General features: G+C 68.9%; 8 protein-coding genes. 7 read left to right on the forward strand and 1 reads right to left on the reverse strand.

Annotated features, from left to right (window positions below):
- Window positions 1–186 precede the first annotated feature (186 nt).
- The 5 genes from ASD78_RS06425 (at window position 187) to ASD78_RS06445 (ending at window position 6927) form a co-directional block, all read left to right on the forward strand.
- The gene (locus ASD78_RS06425) at window positions 187–2802 is read left to right on the forward strand and encodes a bifunctional aspartate kinase/diaminopimelate decarboxylase (protein WP_082575456.1); all 2616 of its coding nucleotides are present in this window, start codon (window positions 187–189) and stop codon (window positions 2800–2802) included.
- Window positions 2802–4163, forward strand: a complete 1362-nt coding sequence (gene murL / locus ASD78_RS06430) for a UDP-N-acetyl-alpha-D-muramoyl-L-alanyl-L-glutamate epimerase (protein ID WP_056099277.1) — start codon at window positions 2802–2804, stop codon at window positions 4161–4163. The genes ASD78_RS06425 and murL overlap by 1 nt, the downstream gene beginning before the upstream one ends.
- The gene (gene murD / locus ASD78_RS06435; protein WP_056099280.1) at window positions 4144–5532 is read left to right on the forward strand and encodes a UDP-N-acetylmuramoyl-L-alanine--D-glutamate ligase; all 1389 of its coding nucleotides are present in this window, start codon (window positions 4144–4146) and stop codon (window positions 5530–5532) included. Before murL ends, murD begins: the two co-directional genes overlap by 20 nt.
- A 77-nt stretch (window positions 5533–5609) precedes the next feature.
- The gene (locus ASD78_RS06440; RefSeq protein WP_056099282.1) at window positions 5610–6398 is read left to right on the forward strand and encodes a dienelactone hydrolase family protein; all 789 of its coding nucleotides are present in this window, start codon (window positions 5610–5612) and stop codon (window positions 6396–6398) included.
- A 64-nt stretch (window positions 6399–6462) separates the two neighbouring features.
- A complete protein-coding gene (locus tag ASD78_RS06445; RefSeq protein WP_056099285.1) occupies window positions 6463–6927 on the forward strand; it encodes an SRPBCC family protein in 465 nt (154 codons plus the stop codon).
- 45 nt (window positions 6928–6972) lie between these two features.
- On the opposite strand, the gene ASD78_RS06450 is transcribed toward ASD78_RS06445, so the two are convergent.
- Entirely contained in the window at window positions 6973–7971 is a 999-nt protein-coding gene (locus ASD78_RS06450) for a polyprenyl synthetase family protein (RefSeq protein WP_056099288.1), read from the reverse strand.
- A gap of 565 nt (window positions 7972–8536) precedes the next feature.
- Between ASD78_RS06450 and ASD78_RS06455 the strand changes: the two genes are divergently transcribed.
- Together ASD78_RS06455 and ASD78_RS20575 are read left to right on the forward strand one after the other, a co-directional pair.
- Window positions 8537–9871, forward strand: a complete 1335-nt coding sequence (locus ASD78_RS06455) for a DUF11 domain-containing protein (RefSeq protein WP_056099291.1) — start codon at window positions 8537–8539, stop codon at window positions 9869–9871.
- Window positions 9872–9889: 18 nt separating this feature from the next.
- The gene (locus tag ASD78_RS20575; RefSeq protein WP_056099294.1) at window positions 9890–20683 is read left to right on the forward strand and encodes a CARDB domain-containing protein; all 10794 of its coding nucleotides are present in this window, start codon (window positions 9890–9892) and stop codon (window positions 20681–20683) included.
- Window positions 20684–20690: the final 7 nt, after the last annotated feature.

Consider the following 20690-nt stretch of genomic DNA (forward strand, 5'->3'; position numbering starts at 1 on the left):
AATCCGTTTAGAATCGCAGCTTCATGCCCGCGATGCGGGCGAGCGCGAACTTCCCGACTCCGACCCAGTACGGCTGCCCTGGCACGCCCGCGGGCCCGGTCGTCGCGCCCGCCGGCCGCGGCATGGTCCCCAAAACACGCCCGGCGACCGCCGGGCATCGATCAAGAGCGACAACAACCGAGGATAGTGGCGGTGGCGGAAGCAACTCGTTGGGTAGTACTCAAGTTCGGCGGCACTTCGGTGTCCCGCCGCAACCGTTGGGACACCATCGGACGCCTCGCCTCCAAACGCATGCACGAGGACGGCGTTCGCGTCGTCGTCGTGGTCTCGGCCTTGTCGGGCGTAACCAACGAACTTCAGGCGATCGCCAGCGCGCCGCCGGGCGCCGAGGCCGACATCGCCGCACGCGTGCAGGCGCTGGTCGAACGCCACCGCGCCTTCTGCGCCGAACTCGACCTCGATCCCGACGTCGTGCTGGGCGCGCGTCTGGCGGCGCTGCAGGCGCTGGGCACGGATGCGCGCGCCGCGAGCCGCGCGCTGGATTGGCAGGCCGAAGTACTGGCGCAGGGCGAACTGCTGTCCTCGACCATCGGCACCGCCTACCTGCGCAGCCAGGGGTACGACTTCGGCTGGTGCGACGCACGCGACTGGCTGGATGCGGTGTCGCTGCCCAACCAGAGCGCATGGGCGCGACGCCTGTCGGTGAACTGCCGGCGCGAGCCCGACCCGGAATTCGCCGCGCGCTTCGCGCAACAGCCGGCGCGCATGCTGCTGACCCAGGGCTTCATCGCCCGCCACGGCGACGGCGGCACCGCCGTCCTGGGGCGCGGCGGCTCGGATACTTCGGCCGCGTACTTCGGTGCGCTGCTCAAGGCTCAGCGCGTGGAGATCTGGACCGACGTGCCCGGCATGTTCAGCGCCAATCCGCGCGAAGTGCCGGACGCGCGCCTGCTCGCCCGCCTGGACTACGCCGAAGCCCAGGAAATCGCCACCACCGGCGCCAAGGTGCTGCATCCGCGTTCGATCGCGCCCTGCCGCGACGCCGGCGTGCCGATGGCGATCCTCGACACCGAGCGCTTCGACCTGCCCGGTACCCGCATCGACGCCAGCGCCGCGACCGTGCCCGGGGTCAAGGCGATCAGTCGCCGCAACGGCATCGTGCTGGTATCGATGGAAAGCATCGGCATGTGGCAGCAGGTCGGCTTCCTGGCCGACGTGTTCGAGCGTTTCAAGCGCCACGGCCTGTCGATCGACCTGATCGGTTCCTCGGAGACCAACGTCACCGTGTCGCTGGATCCGAGCGAGAACCTGGTCAACAGCAACGTGCTCGAAGCGCTGTCGGCCGACCTGGCCGAAGTCTGCCGGGTCAAGGTGATCGCGCCCTGCGCGGCGATCACCCTGGTCGGCCGCGGCATGCGTTCGCTGCTGCACCGCCTGTCCGACATCTGGGCCGCGTTCGGGCGCGAGCGCGTGCACCTGATCTCGCAGTCCTCCAACGACCTCAACCTGACCTTCGTGATCGACGAGGCCGACGCCGACGGCCTGCTGCCGCACCTGCACCACGAGCTGATCCGCAGCGGCGCGATGCCGGTGCGCGACGGCAGCGTGTTCGGGCCGAGCTGGCGGGAGATCGCGCACGGCAAGCCCACACGTGCGCCGGCCTGGTGGCGCGGCGCACGCGAGCGCCTGCTCGAAGCCGCCGCGGCGGGCACCCCGCGTTACGTCTACGACCTGGCGACGGTGCGCGAACGCGCGCGTGCGCTGCGCGAGACGCCGGCGATCGATCGCTGCTACTACGCGATCAAGGCCAATTCGCATCCCGAGGTGCTGCGTACGATCGCCGACGAAGGCTTCGGCCTGGAATGCGTGTCGCTGGGCGAGATCGAACGCGTGTTCGAGTCTCTGCCGCAGATCGAACCGGCGCGGGTGCTGTTCACGCCCAGCTTCGCTCCTCGCCGCGAGTACGAGGCCGCGTTCGCGCGCGGCGTCACCGTCACCCTCGACAATATCGAGGCCCTGCAGCGCTGGCCGGAGGTATTCCGCGACCGCGCGATCTGGTTGCGCATCGACCTGGGTCACGGCGAAGGCCATCACGAAAAGGTCCGCACCGGCGGCGTCGCGGCCAAGTTCGGCCTGCCGATGTCGCGTTTCGATGCCTTCGTCGACCAGGCGCGCCGCCTGGGCGTGCGCATCGCCGGTCTGCACGCGCACCTGGGCAGCGGCATCGACGATCCGCAGCACTGGCGCGGCGTGTATGCGCAGCTGGCCGGGCTCGCCGACGGCATCGGCACCATCGAAACCATCGACATCGGCGGCGGCCTGCCGATCGCCTACACCCCGGAGGCGGCGGAGTTCGACCTCGCTGCCTGGCGTGCCGGCCTGGCCGAGATCAAGGCCGCGTATCCGCGCTACGGGCTGATCGTCGAGCCGGGCCGCTACCTGGTCGCCGAGAGCGGCGTGCTGCTGCTGACCACGACCCAGGTGGTCGAAAAGGACGGCGTGCGCCGGGTCGGCGGCGACGCCGGCATGAACGCGCTGATGCGTCCGGCCATGTACGAGGCCTACCACGGCATCCACAACCTCAGCCGCCTGGACGACGCCGACAGCGCCGTCTTCGATGTGGTCGGCCCGATCTGCGAGAGCAGCGACGTGCTCGGCCGCGGCCGTCCGCTGCCGCGCGCGACCGCCGAGGGCGACGTGCTGCTGGTCGCCGACGCCGGCGCCTACGGCATGGCGATGGCGCACACCTACAACCAGCGGGCGCTGCCCGCCGAGCAAGTTCTGCAAGAAGGTGATCTGTAATGACTGATTGGCGTTTCCAGCGCGATGCGATCCGCGCATTCCGTTTCGTGCGTTGCGGTTTCGACGCGGCGAGCGGCGTGGCGCAGCTGGTGTACGCGTTCGACGACGGCCCGGAACTGATCGAGACGATCACCGTGCCCGGCGCGCCGTTCGCGCTCGACGGCGCGCGCGCGGCCGCGGTCGAACGCGCGCTGCGGCTGCTGCATCTGATCGCAGGCGTGAGCTACTACAAGGCAGCGGTGCCGGAGCAGATCCGCATCGATTCCTACGCGATCGACGCCGACACCGCCGCGCTGCTGGAACTGATCTACGTCAACGGCCTGGGCGAGTTCGCCTATCGCAACGGCTTGAACCTGCACGGCAAGATCCGCTTCCCGGTCGACGCCGCGGCGGACGCCTCCGCGCCCGCGCTCGGCCTGCGCGAGCATGCCCTGGTCGCGATCGGCGGCGGCAAGGATTCGCTGGTCAGCATCGAAGCCCTGCGCGCGCTCGACGTCGAGCAGACCGTGACCTGGATCGGCGGCTCGCAACTGATCGCCGCCTGCGCGCAGCGCACCGGCCTGCCCACCTTGAACCTCGGCCGCGCGCTGGCGCCGCAATTGTTCGACTACAACCGCGAAGGCGCCTGGAACGGCCATATCCCGGTCACGGTGGTGAACTCGGCGATCATGGCGCTGGCCGCGTTGCTGCACGGCGTCGATCAGGTGGTGTTCTCGAACGAGCGCTCGGCCAGTTACGGCAGCCTCATCGAAGGCACGGGCGAGGTGAATCATCAATGGTCGAAGGGCTGGGCCTGCGAGCAGGCGTTCGGCGACCACCTGCAACGCCATGTCGCGGCCGACCTGCGTTACTACTCGCTGCTGCGTCCCTTGAGCGAGCTCGCGGTGGCGCGCCAGTTCGCGCGCAGCGACCGCTACGACGCCCACTTCAGCAGCTGCAACCGCAACTTCCATATCCTCGGCGAGCGCCCGGCCAACCGTTGGTGCGGCGTTTGTCCGAAGTGTCACTTCGTGTTCCTGGCGCTGGCGCCGTTCATGCCCAAGCCGCGTCTGGTCGGCATCTTCGGCCGCAACCTGCTCGACGACGCCGGCCAGATCGGCGGCTACGACGCCCTGCTGGAATACCAGGACCACAAGCCGTTCGAATGCGTGGGCGAAGGCCGCGAGTCGCGCGCCGCGATGGCGGCGCTGACCGAGCGCCCCGAATGGCGCGAAGACACCCTGGTCGAGCGTTTCGCGCGCGAGATCCGGCCTCAGCTCGACGCCGCCGAGCTGCGCATCGAACCGCTGCTGGTGATCGACGACGAGCAACGCATTCCGCCCAAACTGTGGGAGCGCCTGCGTGCGTATCTCGCAGCTTGAGGGGCGCCGCACCGCGTTGTGGGGCTGGGGCCGCGAAGGCCGCGCCGCCTACCGCGCGCTGCGTTCGGCGCTGCCGGAACAGACCCTGACCCTGTTCTGTTCGCACGACGAGGCCGCCGATGCGCGCGGGCTGGGCGATGCGCGCCTGCTGATCGAGACCGCGGCCAACGCCGAGCGCTTGGCAGCGTTCGAGTTCGTGATCAAGTCGCCCGGGATCAGCCCGTATCGCGCCGAGGCCATGGCCGCGGCGGAGCAGGGCACGCGTTTCCTCGGCGGCACCGCGCTGTGGTTCGGCGAGCATCCCGATGCGCGCACGGTCTGCGTGACCGGCACCAAAGGCAAGAGCACCACCACTTCGCTGCTCGCCCATCTGCTGCGCGCGGCCGGGCATCGCACCGCGCTGGCCGGCAACATCGGCCTGCCCTTGCTGGAGCTGATGGCGCCGCCGCAGCCGCCCGAGTTCTGGGCGATCGAGCTGTCCAGCTACCAGACCGGCGACGTCGCCGCCGGCGGCGTGCGGCCCGAGGTCGCGATCGCGCTCAACGTGTTTCCCGAACATCTGGACTGGCACGGTTCGCACGCGCGCTACGTCGAGGACAAGCTGCGCCTGCTGACCGAGGCCAAGCCGCGCATCGCCGTGCTCAATGCCAACGACGCGACCCTGGCCGCGCTGACCCTGCCCGACAGCGAAGTGCGCTGGTTCGGTCGCGAGGACGGCTGGCACCTGCGCGGCGATCTGCTGTATCGCGGCGACGTGCCGATCATGGACACCGCCGCGCTGCCGCTGCCGGGCCGCCACAACCGCGGCAACCTGTGCGCCGTGCTGACCGCGATCGAAGCCTTGGGCCTGGACGCCGCGCCGCTCGCTGCGCACGCCGCCAGCTTCCGGCCGCTGCCGCACCGCCTGCAGCCCTTGGGCACGCGCGACGGCATCACCTACGTCAACGATTCGATCAGCACCACGCCGCACGCGAGCCTGGCGGCGCTGGACTGCTACGACGGCCGCCGCATCGCGATCCTGGTCGGCGGCCACGACCGCGGCGTGGAGTGGGGCGCCTTCGCCGATGCGATCCGGCGCAAACCGCCGCTGGCGATCGCGACCATGGGCGAGAACGGCCCGCGCATCCACGAGCTGCTGGCGCCGCTGGCGGCGCAATCCGATTTCCGCCTGAGCGCGGCGCAGGACCTGGCCGAAGCGATGGCGCAGGCGCGCGCGGCCCTGGCCGGCGACGGCGTCGTGCTGCTGTCGCCGGGCGCGCCCAGCTTCGGCCCGTATCGCGACTACGTCGCCCGCGGCCGTCATTTCGCCGAGCTGGCCGGGTTCGACCCGGACGCGATCAGCTCGATCCCGGGACTGGGCATCGCCTGAGCCGGGCGCGACCGCCTTCACATCTCGGCGTCATTCCCGCGGGGTAGGCTGCGCGCTTACCTCAGGGAGAATCCGTCATGCGCCGTCGTCTCGTAGCCGCGATCGTTCTCGTACTGTGCGCCTCGCCCGCGTTCGCGGCGATGCAAGCCAAGCCGGTCACGTGGAAGATCGGCAAGGAATCCTTCACCGGCGTGCTGGTCTACGACGACGTCAATGCGATCAAGCGCCCGGGCCTGGTGATGGTGCCGAACTGGAAAGGCGTGTCGCCGGCCGCCGTCGAACGCGCCAAGCACATCGCCGGCGACGACTACGTGGTCCTGGTCGCGGACGTCTACGGCAGCAAGATCCGCCCCAAGGACGACAAGGCAGCCGGCAAGGTCGCAGCCCCGCTGCGCGCCGACCGGCCCAAGCTGCGCGCTCGCATCGAGGAGGCGGTCAAGGTGCTCAAGGCGCAGGCGGGCAAGGCGCCGGTGGACGCGTCCAGGATCGGCGCGCTGGGCTACTGCTTCGGCGGCAGCACGGTACTGGAACTGGTGCGCGGCGGCAGCGAGCTGGCCGGCGTGGTGACCTTCCACGGCGGCCTCGCGACCGATCTGCCGGCCAAGGACGACGGCGTGCGCACGCCGGTGCTGGTGCTCAACGGCGCCGACGACCGCGGTATCACCGACCAGGACATCGCCAACTTCGAGAAGGAAATGGACGCCGCCGGCGCCGACTGGCAGTTCGTCAATTTCAGCGGCGCGGTGCACTGCTTCGCCGAGCCGGAAGCGGCCAATCCGCCGGGCTGCGTTTACAACGAGCGTGCGGCCAAGCGCGCCGAGCGCATGATGCGCGACTTCTTCGCGGAGCGGTTCGCGAGCCCGTAACCTCGATGGACGCGGCGCAGGCGCAAAACGATGCGCATGTTCCGATCCCCGGGTGGGCGGGCCGGTGAGCGTGATCGAGCACAGCGAAACGCTGCCTGGTTCGGCGGAGGCCTTGTTCGATCTGACCCAGGACTACGTGGTGCGACTGCGCTGGGATCCGTTTCCGCAGAGCTACCGCTTCCTCGCGCCGGCCACCGGCCCGGAGGTCGGTGCGGTCGTGGTGGTGCGCGCGCACAACGGCCAGTCCATGACGGTGCGCTATGTCAGCTACAACCGCCCGCGCGCCGCCGCGATCGACATGGTCGATGGCCCCTGGTTCATTGCGGCGTTCGCCGGCGCCTGGTCGTTCAAGCGCGTTTCGGAACAGGAGACGCGCGTGAGCTTCAAGTACCGCGTCGTCGCCCGGCCGCGTGCGCTGGCCTGGCTGATCCAGCCGCTGTTGAACCGGTCGTTTCTCCGGCATGCCCGCAGGCGCCTGGGGGCGCTGCGGGCGTATGTCGCGGGTGGCGGTCTGGAGCGGCCGGCTTAGCCGGGTGCGGCTAGTTAGTGCCGTCGCCGCAACGCGTCGCCGCGATCAGTGATCGCGACTGACCGCGTAATGGGCCAGGCCGCGCAGCGCGGCGGTGTAGTCGTTCTCTTCCAGCCCATCCAGCGCGGCTTCGGCGGCGTTGGCGTAGTCGTGCGCGCGCTTGCGGCTGTACTCGAGCCCGCCGGTGGCGTGGATCGCCGCCATCACTTCCGGCATGGCGTCGGTGTCGCCGTGCTCGACCGCCGCGCGCAGGCGTGCACGGGTGATGTCGTCGCTGTGGGCGATGGCATGGATCAGCGGTAGCGTGGCCTTGCCCTCGGCGAGGTCGTCGCCGAGATTCTTGCCCAGGGTCTGCGCGTCGGAGGCGTAGTCGAGCACGTCGTCGGCGATCTGGAAGGCGTAGCCCAGGTTGAGGCCACAGTCGTGCAGGCGCTGCTGGGTCGCGACGTCGGCGCCGGACAGCAGCGCGCCCAGCCGGGTCGCGGCCGCGAACAGCACGGCGGTCTTACGCTCGATCACGCGCAGGTAGGCGGCCTCGTCGGTGTCCGGGTTGCGCACGTGCAGCAGCTGCAGGACTTCGCCCTCGGCGATCTGGTTGGTGGTGTCGGCGAGGATCTTCATCACTTCCATGCGGTCCAGTTCGACCATCAGCTGGAAGCCGCGCGAATACAGGAAATCGCCGACCAGCACGCTGGCGGCGTTGCCCCAGACCGCGTTGGCGGTCTTGCGGCCGCGGCGCAGGTCGGACTCGTCGACCACGTCGTCGTGGAGCAGGGTGGCGGTGTGGATGAACTCGACCACGGCCGCCAGCTGGTGCGCATCCGGGCCGCGGTGGCCGAGGGCGCCGGCGGCCAGCAACAGCAGCATCGGGCGCAGGCGCTTGCCGCCGGCGCCGACGATGTATTCAGCGACCTGGTTGACCAGGACCACGTCCGAGGCCAGCCGGCGTCGGATCAGGGCATCGACCGCCACCATGTCGTCTCGCGCCAGGGATTGGATGGTCGCCAGGTCTGGGACGGACAGGGATGCTGCGCTGGAAGGCATGGGACGGCCGGTACGGTGGGGGAAGAAAGTATAGGGCGAGGCCGCGCTGAGCCGAATGACCGGGCCGCCATGGGCCCGTCGCGGGCCATGGTCCTACGGCCGGATTATGGGTCCTCTATGCGCTTTATATGTGCGATTGACGCCCGCGTGCTCTACGCAATCGGTGGGATATGGGGGTATTCCCTGATTCAACGGAACACAAAGGTGACGTACAAGGACCGCATGTGACCCGAAAGCTCCCGAACGGGGCGCGTTTCGATTTGGGGCCCAGTTCTGGTCGGTAGTGTGCGGTTGGTTGCGCAAGTAATGTGATGGATGGCACACTATTTGCAAGAGACCTCCGAAGCCAAGGCTGACGGGGTCACGCAGTGCGGAAGGGGATCGAGGGAAAGGTCGCTAGCAGCGTCCGCGCGCTCCGTAGCTCGAACACAGGGTCGGGCACGGCGTTGGCATATGTGGGGCACCGGGTTGGTGCTCAGGGGATCAAGCAAAGGTCACACAGCTCGAGTACGCGCGACGGGAAGTCGGGCGTGGTCGGCGTGATGGCGCGCAGGTTCGAAATCGTATGACCCATACAGTGCTCACCGGCGCCGTCGCTCGCGAACGCGCCTATCGCCGTATCCGCCGGTTGATCGCGCTGTGCGCGTCGTCGGCATTGTTGCTCGTCGCCGGCGGCGTTTCGGCCGCGACCACCGGCACCTGGACCACCACCGGCACGACCGTCACTTCGCCTGCGGTCGGGGTCACGGTGACCTGGTCGGGCGCAATCGGCGGCGCCAATCCGTATAGCAACGGCACGTTCAACACCACCAACTTCTGGAACAACCCCTACACGGGCACGGTCGCCGGCGCCAACGCGCTGAACATGACGATCCCGCCCAACACTTACACCATCACCGTCACCTTCAGCAAAGCCGTGGACAACCCGGTGCTGCATTTGGACCGCGTCGGCGGTTCTTCGGGCGGTCAGAACAACTCCTCGCTTTGGACCTTGAGCGGCAGCGTCTCCACCGGCGGCAGCGTCGGTCTGACCCGGCTCAGCGGAAACTCGGTCTTCATCGTCTCCGGCAACACCTTTCAGCGCACGACCGGTGGCGCTGCCGCGGGCAGCACCGAATGCAACACCACGGCCGCCAACGGCACCGGTTGCGGTTCGATCCGCTTCGACGGTACCGGCATCACCAGCCTGACCTTCACCGTGACCGCCATCGATCCGGGCGGCGGCAGCGCCGGCGACGGCCTGGAAGCGATCTGGTCGCTCGCCGGCTCGGACCTGCGCATCGTCAAGCAGACCCTGGCCAACACCGGCAGCTTCCCGTTCACCGGCAGCAACGGAGTGGGCCCGGTGACGCTCAACACCGCGACCCTCAATCCGGCGACGTCCGCGGTTTTCCCGATCGCCAATCACAGCCAGCCGATCACCGTCACCGAATCCGCGGTCACCGGTTTCGCGCTGCAGTCGGCGATCTGCCGCGACCAGAGCAACGCCGTCGTGACCTCGTCGCTGGCCGGCAACGCGCTGACCATCGCCGCGGCCAACTACCGCGCCAATCAGAACATCACCTGCACCTTCGTCAATGCGACCACGTCCGATCTGACGATCGCCAAGAGCGATGTCGCCGCCAGCTACACGCCGGGCGGCGGCACCAGCTACACGCTGATCGCGCGCAACTTCGGCGCGGTCACGATCAGCGCCGCGCAGATCAGCGACGCGCTGCCCGCCGGCGCGACCTTGTCGGGTCCGTGGAGCTGCCTGGCCAGTGCCGGCTCCAGCTGCAGCGCCGCCAACGGCGGCGCCGTCGGCGGCAACACCGTTTCGCTCACCGTGAACCTGCTGGCGAACGGCACGGCCACCATCACCGTACCGGTGGCGTTCAACGCCAACGCCGGCGCTTACTGACCCTGTCTGGGCTTACGCATGAAGACCGTCAACACCCATCCGACCGCCCGCCCGCAGCAGAACTGCCGCGAGGAGCATGCCGGATCGCGTTTGTCCCGGACCGTGTCGCGTATCGCGCTGGCCGCGATGCTGATGCTCGCCGCGCCGCTGGCGCTGGCCCAGACATTTCCGCCTTCGCTGAGCAATACCGCGAGCATCTCGCCGCCCAGCGGCGTCACCAACAGCGGCGCCTCGTGCACCGGCGCCGGCCGCGTCTTCAGCGCCGGCGTCTGCTCCTCGACCGACACCAACACCCTGGCCGCTTCGTCCGATCTGGCGATCAGCAAGACCGGTACCGCCGCGGTCAACCAGGGCGGCACCGTCACCTACACGATCCGCGCCTGGAACAACGGCCTGAGCAGCTCGCTCGGCGCGACCATCACCGACACCGTGCCGGCCAACCTGACCTCGGTCAGCTGGACCTGCGCCGGCACCGGCGCGGGTTCGACCTGTAGCGCCGCCAGCGGCACCGGCAACAGCATCAGCCTGACCGCGAACCTGCCGGTCGACACCGGCGCGGCCGCCACGGCCGATACCGCGTTCGTGACCGTGACCGTGACCGGCACGGCGACCACGCCGGGCGCGATCACCAACACCGCTTCGATCGCGGTGCCCGCCGGCGCGACCGATCCGACCCCGGGCAACAACAGCAGCTCGGCCAACACCGCCATCACCGCGCTGGCCGATCTGGCGATCGCCAAGACCGGCACCGCGACCGTCAACCAGGGCGGTGCCGTCAGCTACACGATCCGGGTCTGGAACAACGGCCCGAGCGCGGTCGCCGGCGCGAGCATCGCCGACACCGTACCGGCCAACCTGACCGCGGTCAGCTGGACCTGCGCCGGCACCGGTGCGGGTTCGACCTGCAGCGCGCCCAGCGGCACCGGCAACAGCATCGGCCTCACCGCGAACCTGCCGGTCGATACCGGCGCGACCACCAGCGCCGACACCAGCTTCGTCACCATCACCGTCACCGGCACGGCGACCACGCCGGGTGCGATCACCAACACCGCGACCGTTGCGGCGCCGGCCGGCACGACCGATCCGACTCCGGCCAACAACAGCAGTTCGGCCAACACCACGATTGCGGCGCAGGCCGACCTGGCGATCACCAAGGGCGTGTCGAATGCGACCCCGGCGGTGGGCACCAACATCACCTTCACCCTGACGGTCACCAACAACGGCCCGTCGACTGCGGCAGCCGTGTCGGTCGCCGACCTGCTGCCGAACGGCTACACCTATGTCTCGGACAACGGCGCGGGCGCCTATGTGTCCGGCACCGGCGTGTGGACCATCGGCAGCCTGGCCAACGGCGCTTCGGTCTCGCTGCAGATCGTCGCCACCGTGCGCGCGACCGGCACCTACGCCAATACGGCGACGGTCAGCTCGACCACCGGTGATCCGACGCCGGGCAACAACACCAGCACCTCGACCCCGACSCCGGTGGCTTCGGCGGATCTGTCGATCGTCAAGGGCGTGTCGAACAGCACCCCGACCGTCGGTACCAATGTCACCTTCACCTTGACGGTCACCAACAACGGTCCCTCGGCCTCGGCCGGTGTCTCGGTCAACGACCTGCTGCCCAACGGCTACACCTACGTTTCGGATAACGGGGCGGGCGCCTACGTGTCTGGTACCGGCGTGTGGACCATCGGTGCTCTGGCCAACGGCGCTTCGACCGCACTGCAGATCGTCGCCACCGTGCGTGCGACCGGCACCTAYGCCAACACGGCGACGGTGACCTCGACCACCACCGATCCGACCCCGGGCAACAACACYTCGACCTCGACCCCGACSCCGGTGGCTTCGGCGGATCTGTCGATCGTSAAGGGCGTGTCGAACAGCACCCCGACGGTGGGTACCAACGTCACCTTCACTCTGACCGTCACCAACAACGGTCCGTCGGCCTCGGCCGGTGTTTCGGTCGCCGACCTGTTGCCCAACGGCTACACCTACGTCTCCGACAACGCTGGCGGCGCTTACGTGCCCGGCACCGGCGTGTGGACCATCGGCGCGCTGGCCAATGGCGCTTCGACCGCACTGCAGATCGTTGCGACTGTGCGTGCGACCGGTACCTACGCCAACACGGCGACCGTCACCTCGACCACCAACGACCCGACCCCGGGCAACAACACTTCGACCTCGACCCCGACGCCGGTGGCTTCGGCCGACCTGGCGATCGTCAAGAGCGTGTCCAACGCGACCCCGGTCGTTGGCACCAATGTCACCTTCACCCTGACGGTGACCAACAACGGTCCGTCGGCTTCGGCCGGCGTCTCCGTCGCCGACTTGCTGCCCAACGGCTACACCTATGTGTCCGACAACGGCGCCGGCGCTTATGTTTCGGGCACCGGCGTATGGACCATCGGTGCACTGGCCAACGGCGCTTCGACCGCACTGCAAATCGTCGCCACCGTGCGTGCGACCGGCACCTACGCCAACACGGCGACGGTGACCTCGACCACCACCGATCCGACCCCAGGCAACAACACTTCGACCTCTACGCCGACGCCGGTGGCTTCGGCCGACCTGTCGATCGTGAAGGGCGTGTCGAACAGCACTCCGACCGTCGGCACCAATGTCACCTTCACTCTGACGGTCACCAATAACGGTCCGTCGGCCTCGGCCGGTGTCTCGGTCAACGACTTGCTGCCTAACGGCTACACCTACGTCTCCGATAACAGTGCCGGCGCTTACGTGCCGGGCACCGGCGTGTGGACCATCGGTGCGCTGGCCAACGGCGCCTCGACCGCGCTGCAGATCGTCGCGACCGTGCGCGCGACCGGCACCTACGCGAACACGGCGACCGTCACCTCGACGACCACCGACCCGACGCCGGGCAACAACACCTCGACCTCGACGCCGACGCCGGCGGCTTCCGCCGACCTGGCGATCGTCAAGAGCGTGTCCAACCCGACCCCGGTCGTCGGCGGCAATGTCACCTTCACTCTGACGGTCACCAACAACGGCCCGTCGGCCGCGGCCGCGGTGTCGGTCGCCGACCTGCTGCCGAATGGCTACACCTACGTTTCGGATAACGGCGCGGGCGCCTACGTGTCTGGTACCGGCGTGTGGACCATCGGCAACCTCGCCAACGCGGCCTCGACCTCGCTGCAGATCTCCGCGACCGTCAACGCCACGGGCACCTACCTCAACACCGCGACGGTCAGTTCGACCACCACCGATCCGACCCCAGGCAACAACACCGGTACCGCGACCACCACGCCGACCGCTTCGGCGGATTTGGCGATCCAGAAGACCGGCCCCGCGACCGTCAATCAGGGCGACGCCGTCACCTACACGATCCGGGTCTGGAACAACGGCCTGAGCGAAGTCGCCAACGCGAGCGTCGAAGACACCGTACCGACCAATATCACCTCGGTCAGCTGGACCTGCGTCGGCACCGGCGGCGCGAACTGCGTCGCACCCTCGGGCACCGGCAACCTCAACATTGGCGTCGATCTGCCGGTCGATACCGGCGCGAGCACCAGCGCCGACACCAGCTTCGTCACCATCACCGTGACCGGCACGGCGACCACGCCGGGCACGATCACCAACACCGCCACGGTCGCGGTGCCGGCTGGCGCGATCGACCCGACCCCGGGCAACGACAGCAGCTCGGCCATCACCAATATCGTGGCGCAGGCCGACCTGGCGATCGTCAAGGGCGTGTCGAACGCGACCCCGATTATCGGCACCAACGTCGTCTTTACCCTGACCGTCACCAACAACGGTCCGTCGGCCGCGGCGGCGGTGTCGGTCGCCGACCTGTTGCCCAACGGCTACACCTACGTCTCCGACGACGGCGCCGGCGCCTACGTGCCGGGCACCGGCGTGTGGACCATCGGCAGTCTCGCCGACGCGGCCTCGACCTCGTTGCAGATCACCGCCACGGTCAACGCGACGGGTACCTACGCCAACACCGCCACGGTGTCGTCGACCACGAACGACCCGACGCCGGGCAACAACACTTCGACGTCGACCCCGACCCCGGTGGCTTCGGCCGACCTGGCGATCGTCAAGGGCGTGTCGAACGCCAACCCGAATGTCGGCGACAGCATCACCTTCACCCTGACCGTGACCAACAACGGCCCGTCGGCCGCGGCCGGCGTGTCCGTCGCCGACCTGTTGCCGGCCGGTTACACCTACGTGTCCGACAACAGCGCGGGTGCCTACGTGCCCGGTACCGGCGCCTGGACCATCGGCAACCTCGCCAGCGGCGCCAGCACCGCGCTGAACATCGTGGTGACCGTCAACGCTGCCGGCCCGTATGCGAACACCGCAACGGTCGGCTCGACTACCAACGATCCGAACCCGGGCAACAACACCTCGACCTCGACGCCGGGCCCGGTCCCGACGGCCGACCTGGCCATCGTCAAGGGCGTGTCGAACGCGAATCCGGTCGTCGGCACGACCGTCGTGTTCACCCTGACGGTCACCAACAATGGTCCGTCGGCTGCAGCTGCGGTCTCGGTCGCCGATTTGCTGCCGAACGGCTACACCTACGTCTCCGACAACGGTGCGGGCGCTTACGCCTCGGGCACCGGCGTGTGGACCATCGGCAGCCTCGCCAACGCGGCCTCGACCTCGCTGCAGATCACCGCAACGGTCAATGCCACCGGTACCTACCTCAATACCGCGACCGTTTCGTCCAGCACCAACGATCCGACTCCGGGCAACAACACCGGCACGGCGACCACGACTCCGGTGGCTTCGGCCGATCTGGTCATGGCGAAGTCGGTCGATAACGCGACCCCGGTTGTCGGCACGAACGTCGTCTTCACCCTGACGGTGACCAACAACGGTCCGTCCGCCTCGGCCGGCGTCTCGGTCGCCGACCTCCTGCCGAACGGCTACACCTACGTGTCCGACAACGGCGCGGGCGCCTACGTGTCCGGTACCGGCGTGTGGACCATCGGCAGCCTCGCCAACGCGGCCTCGACGTCGCTGCAGATCACCGCAACCGTCAACGCCACGGGCACCTACCTCAACACCGCGACGGTCAGCTCGACCACCAACGATCCGACTCCGGCCAACAACACTGGCACTGCGACCACGACCCCGGTGGCTTCGGCCGACCTGGTCATGGCGAAGTCGGTGGACAACGCGACCCCGATCGTCGGCACGAACGTCGTGTTCACCCTGACCGTCACCAACAACGGTCCGTCCGCCTCGGCCGGCGTCTCGGTCGCCGACCTCCTGCCGAACGGCTACACCTATGTGTCCGACAACGCTGCGGGCGCCTACGTGCCGGGCACCGGCGTATGGACCATCGGCAGCCTCGCCAACGCGGCCTCGACCTCGCTGCAGATCACCGCGACCGTCAACGCCACGGGCACCTACCTCAACACCGCGACGGTCAGTTCCACGACCAACGATCCGACCCCGGGCAACAACACCGGCACTGCGACCACGACCCCGGTGGCTTCGGCCGACCTGGTCATGGCGAAGTCGGTCGACAATGCGAATCCGGTCGTCGGCACGAACGTCGTGTTCACGCTGACCGTGACCAACAACGGTCCGTCGGCCTCGGCCGGCGTCTCGGTCGCCGACCTGCTGCCGAACGGCTACACCTACGTTTCGGATAACGGTGCAGGCGCCTACGTGCCCGGCACCGGCGTGTGGACCATTGGCAGCCTCGCCAACGCGGCCTCGACCTCGCTGCAGATCACCGCAACCGTCAACGCCACGGGCACCTACCTCAACACCGCCACGGTCAGTTCCACGACTAACGATCCGACCCCGGCCAACAACACCGGCACCGCGACCACCACCCCGACCGCTTCGGCCGACCTGTCGATCGACAAGGACGACGCCGGCGCCTCGGTCGTGCCGGGCAACAACCTGGCCTACACGATCACCGTCGCCAACGCCGGCCCGTCCGCGGCGTCGAACGTCGTGGTCAGCGATCCGATCCCAGCCGGCCTCAACTTCGTCAGCGCCGCCGGCGCCGGCTGGGCCTGCGTCAACAACGCCGGTACCGTCGAGTGCTCGCGTCCGACCTTGGCCGCCGGCAGCAACGCGGCGATCGCCCTGACCCTGGCCGTGCCGGCCAATTACGCAGGCGCGTCCTCGATCAGCAACACCGCCAGCGTCGGCAGCGCCACCGCCGACCCGAACAGCGGCAACGACAGCGATACCGAGACCACCCCGGTGTCGATCTCGATCGATGCCGTCGACGATGCGGCCACCGTGCTGCCGTTCGCCGGCGGCACCGTGCCCAACGTCACCGTCAACGACACCACCAACGGCGTCGCCGTGGTCATCGGCGTCAATGCCACCGCGCCCAGCATCGTCAGCAACGGCGGCCTGACCGGCCTGATCGCCAACCCGGACGGCAGCTTCACCGTGCCGGCCGGCACGGCTCCGGGCGCGTACACCGTCGGCTATCGCATCTGCACGCTGCCGGCCACCACGCCGGCGACCTGCGACGACGCCAACGTGCCGGTCGTGGTCGGCCCGAACGCCGACGACGACAACGAGACCACGCCGCAGAACGTGGCCTTGAACGGCAACGCGTCGACCAACGACACCGCGTCCGCCGGCTCGGTCTACTCCCTGGTGTCCGGCCCGGCCAGCGGCACGCTGACCTTCAATGCCGACGGCAGCTACGTCTACACGCCGAACACCAACTTCAACGGCAGCGACAGCTTCAACTACCGCGTCTGCCTGCCGGCGCCGAACGGCACGGTCTGCGACACCGCGACGGTGAACATCACCATCGCGGCCGCGACCATCGTTGCCGTGGACAACACGGCGGCTACGAACTTCAACACCCCGGTCGCGACCAACGCCGTCGGCAACGACACCACCAGCGGCGGCGTCATTGATCCGGCCTCGGTGGTTCCGACCAACGGCGCCAACGGCAACGTGACCTGCGCGGCCGGCAGCTGCACCTACTCGCCGAACCCCGGTTTCGCGGGCGTCGACAGCTACGACTACACCGTCTGCCTGGCGGCGCCGAACGGCACCGTTTGCGACACCGCGACCGTGGACGTCGTGGTCGGCCCGAACGCCGGCGACGACAGCGAGACCACGCCGCAGAACACCGCGCTCAACGCCACCGTGATCGGCAACGACAGCGCACCGGCGGGCGCGGCCTACACCCTGGTCGGTGGTACCGCCAACGGCACGCTGGCCTTCAACAGCGACGGCAGCTACGTCTACACGCCGAACGCCAACTACAGCGGTCCGGACAGCTTCAACTACAGCGTCTGCCTGCCGGCGCCGAACGGCACCGTCTGCGACACCGCGACCGTGACCATAACCGTCGGCGGCAATACCGTCACCGCGGTCGACGACAGCGCCAGCACGCCGCAGAACACGCCGGTGGGCATCAGCGTGATCGGCAACGACACCACCACCGGCGCGCCGCTCAATCCGGCCTCGGTCAGCGTCGTCACTCCGCCGACCAGCGGCAGCGTGAGCTGCGACAGCGCCGGCCTGTGCACCTACACGCCGACCGCCGGTTTCAGCGGCAACACCAGCTTCGTCTACCGCGTCTGCGACGTCTCCACGCCGACGCCGGTGTGCGCGAACGCCACCGTCACCATCACCGTGGCGCAGGCGGTGATCGTCGCCAACGACGACGACTACAGCGGCTCGCCGGTCAACGGCACCAACGGCTCGGCCAATGTCGGCAACGCCCTGACCAACGACAGCCTCAACGGTGGCGCGATCGATCTGGCGTTCGTGACCCTCACCGTCAACGACCCGAACCCGGGCGATGGCGTTGCGGTCGCGTCCGACGGTACGGTTTCGGTCGCCGCGGGCACTCCGGCCGGCAGCTACGTGATTCCGTACCAGCTGTGCGAGACCTTGCATCCCAGCAACTGCGATCCGGCTACGATCACCGTGGTGGTCAATGCCGCGCCGATCGATGCGGTCGACGACCCGGTCGCCACGCCGGTCAACGGCAGCACCGGCGGCACGGGCGTGATCAACGTGTTCGGCAACGACACCCTCAACGGTGCTGCGGCTACCACCACCAACGTCGTCCTGACGCCGGTCAGCAACGGCCCGCTCACGGTCAACGCCAACGGCACGGTCGATGTCGCGCCCAACACCCCGGCCGGCGTCTACACCGTCAGCTACCGGATCTGCGAAGTGCTCAACCCGAGCAACTGCGACACCGCCCTAGTCACGGTCACGGTCAACGCCGCACCGATCGACGCCGTCGACGACGTGGTCGCCACGCCGGTCAACGGCAGCACCGGCGCGACCGCCGTGGTCAACGTGCTCGGCAACGACACGCTCAACGGCAGCACCGTGAACCCGGCCGACGTCACCCTGACGCCGGTCACTAGCGGCCCGCTGACGGTGAATGCCAACGGTACGGTCGATGTCGCGCCGAACACTCCGGCTGGCACCTACACCGTCACCTACCAGATCTGCGAGGTGCTGAACCCGAGCAACTGCGACACCGCAGTGGCGACGGTCACCGTGGTCGCTCCTGCGATCACCGCGGTCGACGACCCGGTCGGCGGCGGTAACGGCGTCACCCCGCAGAACACCCCGCTGGTCACCAGCGTGCTGGGCAACGACACCCTCAACGGTGCGCCGATCGACCCGACCCTGATCAACATCACCATCGCCAGCAACCCGGCGAACGGCACGGTCACGGTCAACAGCAACGGCACCATCGTCTATACGCCCAACCCGAACTTCAGCGGCAACGACAGCTACACCTACACGATCTGCGAGAAGCTCAACCCGGCCAACTGCGCCACCGCCACCGTTTCGGTGCTGGTCCAGCCCAACCTGGTCGTGGCCACCGACGACGTCACCACCACCAACCAGCAGGTGCCGGTGACGATCAGCGTGCTCGGCAACGACACCGTGACCAGCGCGCCGCTGGACCCCGCCTCGGTCTTCGTGACCGTCGCTCCGGCCAACGGCACCGTGAACTGCGCCGCGGGCGTGTGCACCTACACGCCGAACCAGTTCTTCGCCGGTACCGACAGCTTCACCTACCGCGTCTGCGACACCTCGGTGCCGACCCCGGTCTGCGACATCGCCGTGGTCACCATCACCGTGGCCGCCAACGCCCCGGTGCTGCGCCTGAGCAAGCAGTCGGCCCAGCGCTCGGTCAAGATCGGCGACCTGGTCCGCTACACCGTGATCGCCGAGAACGTCGGCGACTCGCCGGCGCGCAACGCGACCCTGGTCGACACGCCGCCCGCGGGCTTCACCTACGTCGACGGCTCGCTCAGCGTGGACGACGAGGACGACGCGGCCAGCATCGGCGGCACCAACCCGCTGCGCATCAACGGCATCGACGTCGCCATCGGCCAGCGCGCCACCATCGTCTACTTCCTGCGCGTCGGCGCCGGCGTGGGCAAGGGCGTGCACAGCAACAGCGTCACCGCGCTCGACAGCAACGGCAGTTCGATCGGCAACGTCGCCACCGCCGATGTCGACATGGCCGGCGATCCGCTGCTCGAGGACAGCCTGATCATGGGCTCGGTCTACGACGACCGCGACGGCGACGGCTGGCAGGACCCGGCCAAGGCCGGCGGCGTGCGCGTGCAGGGCGGCTTCGCCCCGGGTGCCTACGTCGCCGGTTCGACCACGGTCGACCGTGGCACCGGGCCGCAACCGGAGCCCGACGCCAGCGCGCCGCTGCTGCACGGCATCGCGATCGGCGACATCGCCGGCCGCAGCTCCAGCGCCGACGACGCCCAGCGTCATCAGGTCGTGGTGCGCCAGACCCTGCGCTCGCTCGACTTCAGCGACGACTTCGTCCTGACCACCGACGAGGGCAGCTCCGTCCGCATGAACGCCGCCGGCCAGACCACGGTCGACCGCGTCCGCGGCGACGCCGCCAAGGGCCTGACCGCGCAGGACCTGCAGGTCACGCGCCAGGTCAGCCAGGTCGCCGACGGCTACGAGGTGTCCTACACCATCCGTAACGAAGGCATCGACGAGCGCGGCATCCCCGGCGTGCGTATCGCCTCGGTGGAAGGCCTGATCATGCAGACCGACGCCTACGGCCGTTACCACCTCGAGGGCATCTCGGGCGGCGACGCCGCACGCGGCCGCAACTTCATCCTCAAGGTCGACCAGGCCACGCTGCCGCCGGGCTCGGTGTTCACCACCGAAAACCCGCGCGTCCGCCGCGTGACTCAGGGCGTGCCGACCCGCTTCGACTTCGGCGTCAAGCTGCCGGCCGGCGAGATCCGCGGCGGCAGCAGCGAGACCGACGTCGAACTGGGCGAGGTGATGTTCGAAGCCGGTAGCGACCAGGTGAAGAGCGATTACGCGCCGATGTTCGGCAAGATCGCCCAGAGCCTGCGCGACGCCGACGGCGGCAGCGTCACCATCGCCGCCCAGGCCGAAGCCGAGGCCCTGGCCTTCGCCCGCGCCCATGCGGTGCGCGCGGCGCTGAGCAAGGAACTGGAGCCGGCGCTGGCCGCCAAGGTTCGCATCGACGTGGTCGCCGGCACCGACGCCTCGGCGCTGGTCAGCCTCGACCAGGCGATCAAGCTCGGCGAACTGCTGTTCGACACCGACCAGGACACGATCCGCCCGCAGTACCGCGGCCTGATCTCGGAAATCGCCAAGACCCTCAACCGCGAAGGCCGCGGTGTGATCGGTATCGTCGGCCGCGCCGATCCGCGCGGCGCCAACGCCTACAACGTCCAGCTCGGCCTGCGCCGCGCCAAGGCCGTATTCGAGGCGATATCGGCCGAACTCGAGCCGAAGGTGAAACAGAAGGTGCGTGTGGACATAACTGACGATACCAACGCCCCCGTCGGCGTGGGCGGGCGCTGAGGACATG

This window comes from Lysobacter sp. Root667, from assembly GCF_001427715.1.
Taxonomy (GTDB): Bacteria; Pseudomonadota; Gammaproteobacteria; order Xanthomonadales; family Xanthomonadaceae; genus Lysobacter.